This is a genomic window from Pseudoalteromonas sp. MEBiC 03607, assembly GCF_004792295.1.
GTDB classification, from domain to species: domain Bacteria; phylum Pseudomonadota; class Gammaproteobacteria; order Enterobacterales; family Alteromonadaceae; genus Pseudoalteromonas; species Pseudoalteromonas lipolytica_C.
In genome coordinates, this window is record NZ_SRRY01000001.1 from 2613050 (window position 1) to 2627013 (window position 13964).

At 39.6% G+C, this 13964-nt stretch carries 9 protein-coding genes; 5 read left to right on the top strand and 4 right to left on the bottom strand.

The window, feature by feature from the left end; genetic code table 11:
• Nucleotides 1–291: 291 nt before the first annotated feature.
• Nucleotides 292–3618, bottom strand: a complete 3327-nt coding sequence (locus E5N72_RS11985; protein ID WP_135924963.1) for a hypothetical protein — start codon at nucleotides 3616–3618, stop codon at nucleotides 292–294.
• A 193-nt stretch (nucleotides 3619–3811) separates the two neighbouring features.
• On the opposite strand from E5N72_RS11985, the gene E5N72_RS11990 reads away from it, so the two are divergent.
• Entirely contained in the window at nucleotides 3812–5143 is a 1332-nt protein-coding gene (locus E5N72_RS11990) for a dicarboxylate/amino acid:cation symporter (protein WP_135924966.1), read from the top strand.
• Nucleotides 5144–5224: 81 nt separating this feature from the next.
• Here the strand turns inward: E5N72_RS11990 and sohB are convergent, their stop codons facing one another.
• Nucleotides 5225–6241, bottom strand: coding sequence for a protease SohB (sohB, locus tag E5N72_RS11995; protein ID WP_135924969.1), 1017 nt, complete (start codon nucleotides 6239–6241; stop codon nucleotides 5225–5227).
• A gap of 114 nt (nucleotides 6242–6355) precedes the next feature.
• Entirely contained in the window at nucleotides 6356–8788 is a 2433-nt protein-coding gene (locus E5N72_RS12000; RefSeq protein ID WP_135924971.1) for a VolA/Pla-1 family phospholipase, read from the bottom strand.
• A gap of 228 nt (nucleotides 8789–9016) precedes the next feature.
• Between E5N72_RS12000 and E5N72_RS12005 the strand changes: the two genes are divergently transcribed.
• On the top strand, nucleotides 9017–9760 hold the full coding sequence (locus tag E5N72_RS12005) for a YciK family oxidoreductase (protein WP_135924973.1): 744 nt from the start codon (nucleotides 9017–9019) through the stop codon (nucleotides 9758–9760).
• Nucleotides 9761–9819: 59 nt separating this feature from the next.
• On the opposite strand, the gene pssA is transcribed toward E5N72_RS12005, so the two are convergent.
• Nucleotides 9820–11145, bottom strand: coding sequence for a CDP-diacylglycerol--serine O-phosphatidyltransferase (gene pssA / locus E5N72_RS12010; protein ID WP_135924976.1), 1326 nt, complete (start codon nucleotides 11143–11145; stop codon nucleotides 9820–9822).
• 288 nt (nucleotides 11146–11433) lie between these two features.
• Between pssA and trxB the strand changes: the two genes are divergently transcribed.
• The 3 genes from trxB to E5N72_RS12025 all read left to right on the top strand — a co-directional run bounded on the left by trxB (nucleotide 11434) and on the right by E5N72_RS12025 (nucleotide 13902).
• A complete protein-coding gene (gene trxB, locus E5N72_RS12015) occupies nucleotides 11434–12384 on the top strand; it encodes a thioredoxin-disulfide reductase (protein WP_135924978.1) in 951 nt (316 codons plus the stop codon).
• Nucleotides 12385–12488: 104 nt separating this feature from the next.
• On the top strand, nucleotides 12489–13205 hold the full coding sequence (aat, locus tag E5N72_RS12020; protein WP_135924981.1) for a leucyl/phenylalanyl-tRNA--protein transferase: 717 nt from the start codon (nucleotides 12489–12491) through the stop codon (nucleotides 13203–13205).
• Nucleotides 13198–13902, top strand: coding sequence for an arginyltransferase (locus tag E5N72_RS12025; protein WP_135924983.1), 705 nt, complete (start codon nucleotides 13198–13200; stop codon nucleotides 13900–13902). Before aat ends, E5N72_RS12025 begins: the two co-directional genes overlap by 8 nt.
• Nucleotides 13903–13964: the final 62 nt, after the last annotated feature.

The window sequence follows — 13964 nt, forward strand, 5'->3', positions numbered from 1 at the left end:
CTGACCGAAAGTTTTAAAGTTTTTTGCCCTTATAAATGTATATCCATCACATTAAACAAATAAGTATGATTTTTTAACATTGGAGCACGAATATTTATAGGTATATCTACAAACACCAATTGTTACAAGCTTTTAATCGAAACTTTTCTTCATTGACTGAATAATTAAACAATTTTTGTTGCTAATTTAGTCAATGTGGTGTTTTGCGGTAATTTCAAGGGGAATATATAGAACAGCAACAAAAATGCCAACCTTCTGGTTGGCATTTTTTAAATTTAATTGTGCTTAAATTTATTTATCATCAAGTATAGCAATTGATTTACTTACTGTTTTTGTAGTACCAAATTGATTCTCGAAATTAAATGTAATGGTCAGCACACCATCTGCGTCTTGGTTACCGTCAACCTCTCGAGCTATACGTACACTTGAAGACATTGTTGAGTCTCTATTTGTGCTTCCGATAATATCTTGATGTTGCAGTATAGAAAAATCACCATTGTCTGCAGTAATTGTTACCTCTGTACCAGCAGGAAGCGGATTGCCAAATTCATCACTGTAGAAAATTTGGATATTGATACCCGTTAAACCTATATCAATATCTTCTGGGCCTGAATCAGGATCATCCTCATCGTAATTCGGGTTAGGGCGTGTAACACTCGACAAATCAATCGATTCAACATCACACCAGCTTGCATTATCTGATTCTTCAAAGCCACCTGCAAATGTCGAACTACAATCAGCTGGCACAACTACTTCGTAAGGAGCAGTCACTACTTCATTTGATTTTAATACTGCGAATCGTACATAAGGTTCATCACCAGACATAACTACTTCAATCTGCTTACGAACTTCAATTAAATCACGCGTACATTGCCCAGCATTAAAGGCAGCTTCACTACATAACAATCCGTTATATTTACCATCAGGGCCGTCATATACACCATCATTATCAAGATCTCGCCATGTTTCATTATGACCGCCTCGTGAATTTTTCTCCGAGCATGGGTCTGAATCAGCATCGTAAGAATCTCTGGTTGCATCGCTACAGTTAGCTTTGTCAAAGGTATTATTTTCATTGTGGTCATTAAATGCTTCAGGTAAATCATATAACGTATAATATTCACCAACATCAAATAACCCGTTTCGACGAGTAACGCCATCTGATGACTCCTCATCCTCGTAGCTCTCTTGACCTTTCGCTACCGCAAGTATGCTTGTTCGTCCACCTCGAATTACACCATTTGGATCATTTTTAGCGCGAACTAAGGTGCCAATACATGGGGCTGCAATACCAAAATAAGGGTCGCAGTTTACTTCACCAGTTTTAGGGTTTATTCCTTCAGTAGTTGCAGTATTACCATCAATTTCACCAATTCTATTACCCCATTTGTAGTCATAGAAAGGTCGTTCACCCTGAGAGCGCCATGTAACAACACATGATGCATCAGTAGTACGACATACTGCTTCATTACTTTGTGAACCTATAACACCTGACTCAGTTAAAACGGTTGATTCAACACCATCACTATTGAATTGATTAAATTGGTCACCAAAATAAACTGTCAGGTTATTAGTGACGCCATTATAATTTAATGCATTTGGATTTAAGACTTCTGGGCTTAAGTCAAAACTGTTTTGATCTGTAACACCAGAGTATAAAGCAAGTTGAGATGACACTGCGTTAATTTGCTCAGTTAAAGGTACTAAGTGAAGTGTCCCTGCTGGGCAAATTTCATTGCTTGGTTCAGCTTCGCATAGTTCAACTTCATCTGTCCAACAAGATAAATCATCACCTTCAGGCAAGGCAGCAACATCTTCTTTAGAAACAAAACATGCTTTAACGACAAGTGGCCCAGGAACGATGCCTGAAGTCACTGTTGTTTGTACAACACCATTGTTGTCTGTATTAGCAGTTTTTTGCGTTAATTTTGCTAAACCTACTGAGTCCGTCAATTTAAAATCAATACGTTGCTGTGCAGAAACAATACCATCCGCATCAAGTAATCTGAAACGAACGACTGATTGTGTTGGTAAACCACCTTCACCAGGTGGAAGCGCAATCACTGGCTCCGAAACATCAAGAAATTGTATTGATTGAACAGCCGATACTTCAACAGGTATAACAGTAGACGCCGTAAAATTTTTGCCGCCCGTTTCAACTGTAATATTAACCACATCATTGATTGAACAGCCGTTAGCACGGTATGTTGAGCTTGCAATACCTGCTGACGATTGTACTGATGCATCAATTGTCGAGTCATTATTTGAAACACACGTAGAGTTAAATTCTACTTCTGTAGGCGTGGTAAATAAATTACCTTGCTCGTCGCGAAGGGTAACTTCAATAATAGTACTACCACCCGCTTTCAAAGGAATTGTATTGCCTTCACTATCTGTGTTTAGTCCATTATCAACTTCTAACACTAGATCAGCGATACCAACAGCAAAGTTAAGATCTGCACTTTCACCTAACGATGACACCGAAATAGTACCAGCACCGCCTGTATTTCCTGGCTGTAATTTTAAAAGTGCAACACCAAAGTTATCAGTCAGAGCTCGACCTGAAGAAGGTAATACAGAACCAAGATCAGTTGTTACATCAACCAATGAGTTAGCAACACCATCACCGCCTTGGTCATTTATTACTTCTACAAATAAATCACCTAACTCGGTTGATGAAATTGAATTAGTAATAGTACAGCCAGAAGCTTGCGAAGTTGGATCAAGCTTCACATTATTTCGATTTTGATCCCACGAAGGGTTGCAGCCTGTTAGCATTAGAACAGACACTGAGTATTGGGCAGCATCAGAAGAAGCATCATCACCATTTGATATAAAACCTACCGTTTTCGTAATGGTGTTATCATTTTCATCTGTATATGTTGCGATAACTTGACCAGCGCCTTTTGAATCGCCACTACTTAAAGTGACATTTGCTTGGCCATTTTCATCTGTTAGCGCAGTACCTAGTACGGGTGTAATTTTACCTGTGAAGTTTGTAGTAAACGAAATCAATTGGCCAGCAATTGGAGTGCTTTCATCAAGTAAAGTAGCTGTAACCGTTCCTTTGTTGTTTTTACTAACCGGGTTGTCTGAAGAGAAAGGTAAACCAGAACTGTCAACAATCGAAAGCCCTAATGAAACTGTGCCACTGCTATCACCCGTTTGTGAACCATCGGATGTGAAACCAAAAGTATCACTAAAAGTCTCTTCACCAACTATGTAGGATGCAGTAATGATACCAGCTCCTGCCGTATCACCTGCAGTGACAGTAATTGATGCAACACCATTTGAATCGGTCAAGCTCGTACCAGAAGCAGGTGTTATCAAGCCAATACTACCATCAAGACTAAAAGTTATCACTTCACCAGATACAGCAACCCCCTGATTGGTCAGAGTTGCTGAAATAGTTAATGGTGATTCGACCGTTACAGAACTCGACTCTTCATTTGTGCCCGCTGTATAACCTTTCACAGATACAGAGTAACTTGGGGTATCAGTCGTACCACCATCCCCTCCATCAAGTGAACCGCTATCGTTCTCTAACGACCCACCGCCGCCACAGGCAACTAACAATGAGCTGAAAACTATAATACTTAGCCATCGCAATAAAGGCATTGACCTCTCCCTAGTTAGCTATTTTAAATTTATTTATATATTTACCTAATATTAACCTAAAAATTGAACGAATATCATAATTTTTTTATCAGATTTACAGCGAATTAATTTAAAATATTTGTCGAATTTTCCTGTATAAAAATCTTCAGGCTGGTAGGCTATGGCGAAATTTATAAAAATATAGACTAGGTATATGTCAAAAGTACGATCTTTAAGCCTTACGTCTCGTATCATGGTAGGTATGGTACTGGGTGTGCTTGTTGGTTTTATCTTTCAAGCGATTTTAGCGGGTGAAGACGATTTCCTAATTCCACTAGGATTATTCTCTTTACCAATTAAAGCATTTTTTGTGGATGGTATCTTCCATGTAGGTGGGCAAATATTCATCGCAAGTTTAAAGATGCTGGTTGTTCCATTGGTTTTTGTATCGCTGGTGTGTGGTACATGTAGCTTAAGTGACCCTAAAAAACTAGGTCGATTAGGTGGAAAATCAATCTTACTCTATCTAGTAACAACAGCAATAGCGATCACCGTTGCTATAACACTAGCGCTATTAGTTAATCCTGGTGAAGGTATTAACCTACCATCAGATGCGACCTACAGTGCTAAAGAAGCACCTACCCTTGCACAAGTCATTATTGGAATGTTTCCTACCAACCCAATTGATGCAATGGCAAATGGCAATATGCTGCAAGTTATTGTGTTTGCTTTGTTATTTGGTGTGGCGATGGCTTTAAGCGGTAAAGCAGGTAAACGTGTTGCAACCGTGTTCGAAGACTTAAACACCGTTATTTTAAAACTTGTTACCCTACTGATGAATATCGCCCCTTACGGTGTATTCTTTTTAATGGCTAAGTTATTCACAACTATAGACTTTAAACTCATCACAAGCCTTGCCTTATACTTTGGCGTGGTGGTCTTCGCGCTCTTAATTCATGGCTTTGTAAACTATAGTATCTTATTAAAAGTATTAACTGGTTTAAATCCAGTGACGTTTTTAAAGAAAATGAAAAACGCCTGTTTGTTTGCGTTTAGTACTTCAAGTTCAAGTGCAACAATGCCTATTACCCTTGAAACTGCTAGCAAAAAACTTGGTGCTCACAACTCAGTTGCTTCATTTACGGTACCTTTAGGCGCAACTATTAACATGGACGGCACAGCAATTATGCAAGGTGTTGCTACCGTGTTCATTGCACAGGTCTTTTCAGTTGATTTAACAATTTCTGATTATTTAATGGTTATCTTGACCGCGACACTAGCATCTGTCGGTACTGCCGGTGTGCCAGGTGTTGGCCTTATCATGTTAGCGATGGTGTTAAACCAAGTAGGCTTACCTGTAGAGGGTATTGCTATTATCATTGGTGTTGACCGTTTACTTGATATGACTCGTACCGCTGTAAACGTAACAGGTGATTGTATGGTGACCTGTGTGGTTGCAAAATCTGAAGGTGAATTTGATGAGGACGTATTTAACGATCCAAATGCCGCTAAAGATTTAGAAGACTATCATAAGTCTATTAAGTAATAATTTACTTATGAACGACTCATAAAAAACCCGCTTAAATAGCGGGTTTTTTATTGCCTATATACTGTTTAAAACTGAAGTTTAAGGGTTTAAGCCTTTAAAGCGCGACATTAAACTCACACCTGCTTTACTCAAACCAGAGCTTAAGCCCACCGCTAATTTATCACTCAAATTCTTCTTAATACGGTATTTCACTTTGAAGATTTGACGCTCTTTTGCTTGGCTCAATAAAATATCATCGCTTGTGTCAATTTTATCAACTAAGCCTTTATCAAAGGCTTGTGTAGCAAACCAGTGCTCACCTGTTGCGACCATATCTATATCAAGTGAAGGGCGTTGTTCACTAACAAATGTTTTGAATAAGCCATGCGTTTCTTCTATTTCCTGTTTGAATTTTTCACGACCTTTGTCTGTATTTTCACCAAACAAGGTTAATGTTCGCTTGTATTCACCTGCAGTAATTTGCTCAAAGTCCACATCATTCTTTTTCAAAATTTTATTAAAATTAGGAATTTGCGCAATAACCCCAATCGAGCCAACAATTGCAAATGGTGCAGCTACGATTTCATCAGCAACACATGCCATCATATAGCCACCACTCGCCGCTACTTTATCAATGGCTACAGTCAAATGCACACCTGCATTACGTAAGCGTTGTAGCTGAGACGCAGCAAGTCCGTAACCATGCACTACACCTCCGCCACTTTCTAAACGAACAAGAACACGATCTTTTTCTTTATCTGCAATAGTTAAAATAGCTGTGATCTCTTCACGTAAGCTTTCTACTTCGTGCGCATCTACACTGCCATTAAAGTCAATTACATATAGACGTGACTTAGGGTCTTCACTGTGTTGTTTTTTTGCGGCTGCTTTTTGTTGTTTCTGGTGAGCTTTTAACTCTTTCTTTGAAAGTGTGTTTTCGATAAAGCTTTGTTTTAAATCATCAAGCTGTTCACTTAAATCATCAATGGTTATCTCGCCCTTCTTCGCTTTAGGTTTTACTGCAGCTCCCATGATAATGGCAACAATGACAGCAATAGCGATGACAAATGTGAGGGTTTTTGCGAGAAATAACCCGTACTCATATAAAAATTCCAATCAAACTCTCCACTTATTAATTATTCGCCACAATTTACCATGCTTTAAAGCAAAAAAAAGCCACATGATGTGGCTTTTTACTTAATTGGTTATTACTTAATTAATAGGTTTCAGTTATTCAGTGACAACATCTGAGTTTGTAACCTGAAGATACTGACCACGGCTTGCTAAGAAAGTCGCAATTTGCAGTTGCATCTCAGCTGTAGCAGCTGCACTTTCTTGCGCTGTAGCACCTGAATCAGCAGTAGCTACAGGCGTTAACACTGAGCTGTGATGACCTTTAGTGAATTTAACCACATAGCTCATCGCATCAGCAGTTGGACCTTGTGTCTCAGCAACCGTTGATAAGCCCATTAAGTTGGCAAGAGGTAAACTACCAGCAATTGGATTACTCGCCACCATTGGTGGGATAACCATATCAGCATTGTTATTTTCACCGTCGCCCACGACAACACTCATGTAGACTGGTGTGCCAAGCGCTGCAACTGATGCGGCGTAGTTTGAAGGATCACCACTATCAAGCGCCGTTTGTGCAGCAAAAGCAAACTGAGTAATTATGCTTTGAATATTAGCAAGTTTTACAGTTTCACCAGCCATAGTTAGCGAACCAATATACTCTTTATAAGCACATGTAACAAAAGCTGTTTGGTTAGAAGCAAGTGAACCACAGTTAGACAGCGCTTCATTTTGTGCATAAGCACCAAACTCTGCAGATTCAGCTGTGCCTGCTGCAAGTAAAACAGAGCCTTGCACAAAAGGACCAAATGTATTTGACTCAATTAAGAAACTAGCGATACCACCACCACCACTGGCAAGTGCAACACTCTTCACATTGAACATTGGATCAACTTGCTCAGCTAGCGGTGCATTAGTCACAGCAACAAATGCTGGAGCAACTACAGAGCCCAATGAATGGCCTAAGAATGAAACATCTTGGGCATTTAAATCAGCAGCACCAGTAAAGTTAAGACCTAAACGTAACCCCAGTAAATCAGCAACTGATTGACGTAAGCTATCACGCGCAACTAATAATGACTGTAAGTTCATGTAGCTTAAAACTGAACCTGTAGAAGCATTAAAGTCATCAGTACCATCGCCGTCTACATCTACACCACGCTCACCATGCATTGGGTGGTCGATTGCGGCCGTTGCAAAGCCTTGCATTGTTAATTGTGCTGTAATTGCTAGCATATCTTCTTTTTTAGAAGTAATACCGTGCTGCAGAATCACTACTGGCCAACCACCTTCAGGCATTACCAGAGGATCCAACCCTAACTGACCACGTATTGCGTTGATCACAGGTAAAATTGGTTTAGTAACTTGTACTGGAACGTTAGCAATGCTTTGTGTTTTTGGAATTGTGTTGTATTTGGTTAAGTGTTTAGTTTGATCTAAACCTAAATCACGCAGTTTTCCACCACTTAACGCCATACATAAACCATCAGTTTCGCTGATTGGGTCTGTTGGGAATGAGTCACCTGCAGTAGATGCATAGCCAAGTACAGCAACACCACTGTCGCATAGCCCTTGCCAATAAGTTGCTGATAAATCATCAACCGTTTTGCCTGTAGGCGTTGCTAAATACATAGGTAACATCACGCTACCCTTTTGATATTGCACACCACCAAATACTGGTGAAACACCTGTAATACCTTGTGATGCGAATACTTGCTCAACTGTAATTACAGGTTGCTCAGGAATTTGAACCATCGGTGTTGGTAAGGCAGGTTGCGAAAGGCTAGCTGCTAAAAGCTGCTTAACAGTACCTAGTACTTGACCTGCTGATTGCATTGTCATCGCAGCAGAGTAAATAATTTCATCTTTTGTAATTGCGCCACCTGAGGTGACTGCATTTTCGTAGCTATTAATCACCGCTTGCAGAGATTTTTGTGAATCAGTAATTAGCGGTGTTTCTTCACTAACAAGTGCATAAGTTGAAGATGGTTCGATTGAACGCCCTTCTGAGTCCATTAAAGACGTTGTTAAAACGTTTATGTAGGTGCTACCCGCTTTAAAAGGTTTAAGTGGGATCACAGCAACCGCATCACCAGAACCTTGTGTAATGAAGTCAACACCAAAGGTAAGCTCAGAAACCAACTTACAGGCAATGCCTGCAGGTACTTGCGAACAGGTTTCATCTGTTTGACTTGCGCCCATAACTACTTCAAAAATACGAACTGCACCAGGTGAACCGGCAGAAGCCATATCAAGTGAGATACCCGCAGGGAATGCTAAATCGATTTTAAACGGAGTTTGTGTTGACCAGCCATCAAGGGCACCTAGTGCAAGCTGAGGATCAGCATAGGCTGCGCGTTCAACACTAACATTGTTGTCGTCTAATTCACCCGGCATATTTAAAGTGCCATCAAGTGTACCACTCATCAGTAAGTCATTAGGTACCGAGATAACGCTATTTGCAGGGTCAAATTTAACGGTCGCGGTTGGGATGACAGGTGGGGTGTCATTTTTAACATCTTCTAATGTTTCTCCTCCACCACAGCCGGTAATGACTGACGCAATGGCTAGTGAGAGTAGCATTTTTTTCATAATTTCGCTCCGCGCAAATCTTATTGTTATTGTGTGTTCAAAGTTAAACGTAGTTGTTCTACTACCTTTATTCTAAGTTAAATTAATGTAATTAGATTATTAATAAGACATTAGACCAGTTAAAGTTAACGTAAAGTTTCAATTTTCGCCACCTTAATTTGCAATAAATTCGATAACTTGGCTTTTTGCTATGTTAAAATAGCAAAAAATCTAATTGATGGTACTTTTATGCACACTTATAAAGCCGCAGAGAATGCGCTAAAAGACAAAGTAATTCTAATAACAGGTGCGGGTGATGGCATTGGTCGCGTAGCCGCATTAACTTATGCCAAGCATGGTGCCACTGTTATATTACTTGGTAAAACAACTAATAAACTCGAATGTGTCTATGATGAAATCGTGAACGCAGGCTACCCACAGCCGGCTATCGTGCCGATGGATTTAAAAGGTGCAACAAAACAAAACTACCGCGATTTAGCCGCAACTATAGAAATGCAGTTTGGCAAGTTAGATGGTTTATTAAACAATGCAGGTATTTTGGGTTCATTAGGGCCGCTTGAACATTTCTGTGTTTCTACCTTTGAAAACATTATGAAAGTGAATGTGACTGCGCAAGCCATGATCACTAAATTTATGTTTCCATTATTGCGAAAGTCACCAAGTGCATCTGTTATTTTTACATCCTCTGGTGTTGGTCGCAAAGGGCGTGAGCATTGGGGTGCATATGCAATCTCAAAATTTGCTGTTGAAGGCATGATGCAAACTTGGGCCTGTGAAGTGGGCAAAACCAATATTCGCGTGAACTGTATCAACCCTGGTGCAACTCGCACATCTATGCGTGCTTCTGCATACCCTGGTGAAGATAGAGATAAATTAGCAACGCCAGAAGATTTAATGCCAACTTATTTATACTTGATGAGCGACGATTCTAAAGAGGTGAACGGCCAATCTTTAGATGCTCAACAGAAGTAAAGCTAATAGCTAAACACAAAAAAAGCAGCTCTCGCTGCTTTTTTTAATCTTTAAGCCCACTAAATAAAGCGTTTGATAATAAAATCTACTTTTACACGCTTTGCCTGACCCAAAAGTTTCTTAACAGGCGCAGGATAATCATCCATTGTCTCTAAGTCTTGCGGGCCATTTAAACGACGACAGTGCTGCAAAATAGCGTGTTTTTCGTTTTCTATTTGCTCAAGAATATTTTGCTTCGGATCGTCAATTAAAATCCCGTTTTCGATATCTAAACCCCATGCTCGTGGATTCAAATTATGCCCACTAAGCAAATGTAAACGCTTATCTGAACAAATTCCTTTTAAATGGAAAGAGTTGCTTTCATGCTTCCAAAGATAAACATTTAAATTGCCATTTACTATATGACGCTTCTGAGACTTTAAAAATTTAAGTAGGATTGTTTCATATAAATAAGGGAGTGCACCAATCTTACTAAACGGCTCACTAGGAGGCAGATAAAAATCGTTCGCAGTTTTATCACCTACCACAATTGTTACTTGCTTACCTTGTTTTAGTAATCGACGTAAAGAGCGCATTAATGGTGCTGGGAAATTAAAGTAAGGCGTATAAAGTACTAATTCTTCTTCCGTGGTATCAAATAATGACTTAATCAAACGATTTAGTTTATTACTACGACGGCCTAAGCCTAAGAAAAGACGAACCCCTAATTCACCCGCACTCGCCTCTGCTGCACTTTCATAACTTGCTGATTTAAGATCACGCATTAACTGCTTTTGCGCATTTTTAATATCGTTGAAGTTAACTAGAGGTCGCTTATCAATACGAGGAACAGCCTCAGAACTTAATAAGTGTGATTCAATAAACTCTACCACTGAGTTACACAAACCAGCTTGATGCACTAAAAAGTAGCGATCTAAACGATAACGATCGTCCTGCTGCAAATAGACATTGTTAAGACTTGCACCGCTGTACAATAAAGTATCGTCAATCACAAAGCCTTTTAAATGTAACACACCAAAAAGCTCTTTCGCTTTAACAGGAACACCATAAACCTTTACATTAGACTGGTATTTTTCCTGAAAGTCACAATACATACTGGCATTGCCATCAGATTTTGCAGCGCCAATTAAACCTCGCTGAGCGCGATGAAAATCAACCAGTACTTTTACCTCTAAATCTGGATTAGCTAATGAGGCTTCGTGTAATGCCGTTAAAATTTCTCGACCTGCTTCATCATCTTGAAGATACAAAGCAGTTATATAAATTCTTTTTGTCGCTGAACGAATTAAACGCAATAGTTCAATGCGATACTCTTTTGCATTGGTTAAGACCTGTAAGTCTTCCGTAGTCAGCCCGAATGCGGGCTTTTCCTGCCAAAATACCATAATTGCCTGTTCATTTATTTAGCTCATAACTAAAGCTAATATCAAAATTAGCTAAAACATACCAAAAAAATATTGCTTGGTCATGAATAAACGTACTTTGAAGGCATAACAATTAAGAAATAGTTCATTTAACAAGCAAAAAGAGCAGCTTAAATCATAATGAGTAAGGATTATTTGACAGCTTTGCGATTTACCAAAAAAAATAATCGAGCCTTTTGTTTACATCCGCCTTGTTTTTCTTAGAATCGGTCGCATAGACATCGTATTGAAACGTTTTTAGGAAAAACCATGAGTGACGCTAAACACTGTAAACTATTAATTTTGGGTTCTGGACCTGCGGGCTACACGGCGGCGGTATACGCAGCACGTGCCAACCTTAACCCTGTTCTAATCACAGGAATTCAACAAGGTGGTCAATTAACAACAACGACCGAAGTTGAAAACTGGCCTGGTGATGCGCATGGCTTAACTGGCCCTGCATTAATGGAACGTATGAAAGAGCACGCTGAACGTTTCGAAACTGAAATTATCTTCGATCACATTAACAAAGTTGATGTAACTAAGCGCCCTTTCACTTTAACAGGTGATTCAGGTACATATACTTGTGATGCATTAATCATTGCAACAGGTGCGTCTGCTAAGTACTTAGGTTTAGAATCTGAAACAAACTTCCAAGGTCGTGGTGTCTCTGCTTGTGCAACCTGTGATGGTTTCTTCTATCGCGGTCAAAAAGTTGCTGTTGTTGGTGGTGGTAATACGGCAGTTGAAGAAGCTCTTTACTTATCTAACATCGCCGACGAAGTACACGTGATCCACCGTCGCGATAGCTTCCGTAGCGAGAAGATTCTGGCTGATCGTTTAAATGAAAAAGCGGCAAACGGTAATGTTGTTTTACATTACAATCGTACTTTAGATGAAGTTCTTGGTGATGAAATGGGTGTTACTGGCATCCGCATTAAAGCAACTGACTCAGAAGAGACTGAAAACCTTGACCTTGCAGGTGTATTCATCGCAATTGGCCATAAGCCAAACACTGACATGTTCGAAGGTCAGCTAGAAATGAAAGATGGCTACTTAGTAGTTGAATCAGGCTTAAACGGTAATGCGACACAAACAAGCGTACCAGGTGTATTCGCTGCAGGTGACGTGTGTGATCACATTTATCGTCAAGCAATCACATCAGCAGGTACAGGTTGTATGGCTGCCCTAGATGCTGAGCGCTTTTTAGATAATCTATAATCTATTGCTAAATACTAGCTTTGTAAGGGGTTGTCGAAAAACAGCCCCTTTTTTATGGCTAAAATTTTGCTAGAATCATAATAAATAACAACGATAATGCTGATATGATCAAGCAACTTTATCAGCTCTCACCCGAGAGTGTAGATTTCCCAAATCCTGAATATGCCCTCGATGAGCCTGATGGTTTATTAGCTATTGGTGGTGATTTATCAGTTAACCGCATTAAACATGCTTATAAAAATGGTATTTTCCCATGGTTTAGTGATTACGAACCAATTATGTGGTGGTCACCTAGCATGCGCGGTATTATTGAGTTAAATGAATTTCATGTCAGTCGTAGTTTAAAAAAGCACTTAAAACGTGCTCCGGTTCGAGTCACTGTTAATCACGCTTTTTCGCACGTTATCAATGCTTGCCGTGAGCAACGACTCGACGCTGAAGGTACCTGGATCACTGAGCAAATGATGCATGCTTATATCGAAGCACATCATCAAAATATTGCTCACAGTGTAGAAATATGGCAAGAAAACGAACTAGTTGCTGGTTTGTATGGCATCATGCAAAACGGTATATTTTGTGGTGAATCCATGTTTCATACCATCAGCAATGGTTCTAAACTTGCGATGTGGGCATTAGTTAACTGGCTAAAAAAACACCACGCCCATTTTATCGATTGTCAATTAGAAAACCCCTATTTGATCACTTTAGGCGCAAAAGTTATTCCACGTAGAGAATTTTTAACTAGACTTAAATTAGCCCATAGCTACATCCCCACAGCAAGTATGTGGCAACCGCAAGAGTTGATTGATATTTATGACTGAGCATTTACCCGCAAGACTAGGTTTAAGCCAACAATTTGATTGTAGTTATTTACCAAATCGCCAAGAACAACTATTGGTTATTCTTGATCCAAGTTGTTATGGCCCTGATAGGTTTGAGGAACTACTTGCTTTAGGGTTTAGGCGAAGTGGTGATCAGATTTATCGTCCCCACTGCCCAAGTTGTAATGCTTGTAACTCAGTGCGGGTGCTTGCACAGCAATTTACTCCTTCAAAATCGCAAAAGCGTAAAATGAATAAAGCCAAAAAGCGCTTTACTGTTAGCTATAGTGATCATGAACGTGCTGAGTATTACCCACTGTACAGTAAGTACATCACGCAAAGACACCAAGATGGCTCTATGTATCCTCCCGAGCAAAATCAATACGCGAGCTTTTTATTTTGCAAATGGCTTCCTGTGACTTTTATTGAGTTGCGTGATGAGGATCGGTTAGTCGCAGTCGCGGTTACCGATTGTATGAAGAATTCACTTTCAGCTATTTATACTTTTTTTGACCCAGATTATGAACAATACAGTATCGGCAGTATTATGATCATGGAACAAATTGAGTTTGCAAAACAACAAGCAAAAGAATTTGTCTATTTGGGTTATCAAATCGATGAATGCAACAAAATGAAATATAAAACTCAATTTTTGCCGGCACAAAAGCATATTGGCGATCAGTGGTTGGCGATTTAATTGACAAATTTGAGCCCTGTAGCTTTACTTATTGCCGTATTTTCGGCAAAATCTGCAGCGTT

Coding starts and splice junctions, on each gene's coding strand:
- E5N72_RS11985 (WP_135924963.1), bottom strand. CDS start 3,618: ATGCCTTTATTGCGATGGCTAAGTATTATAGTTTTCAGCTCATTGTTA.
- E5N72_RS11990 (WP_135924966.1), top strand. CDS start 3,812: ATGTCAAAAGTACGATCTTTAAGCCTTACGTCTCGTATCATGGTAGGT.
- E5N72_RS12000 (WP_135924971.1), bottom strand. CDS start 8,788: ATGAAAAAAATGCTACTCTCACTAGCCATTGCGTCAGTCATTACCGGC.
- E5N72_RS12005 (WP_135924973.1), top strand. CDS start 9,017: ATGCACACTTATAAAGCCGCAGAGAATGCGCTAAAAGACAAAGTAATT.
- pssA (WP_135924976.1), bottom strand. CDS start 11,145: ATGGTATTTTGGCAGGAAAAGCCCGCATTCGGGCTGACTACGGAAGAC.
- trxB (WP_135924978.1), top strand. CDS start 11,434: ATGAGTGACGCTAAACACTGTAAACTATTAATTTTGGGTTCTGGACCT.
- aat (WP_135924981.1), top strand. CDS start 12,489: ATGATCAAGCAACTTTATCAGCTCTCACCCGAGAGTGTAGATTTCCCA.
- E5N72_RS12025 (WP_135924983.1), top strand. CDS start 13,198: ATGACTGAGCATTTACCCGCAAGACTAGGTTTAAGCCAACAATTTGAT.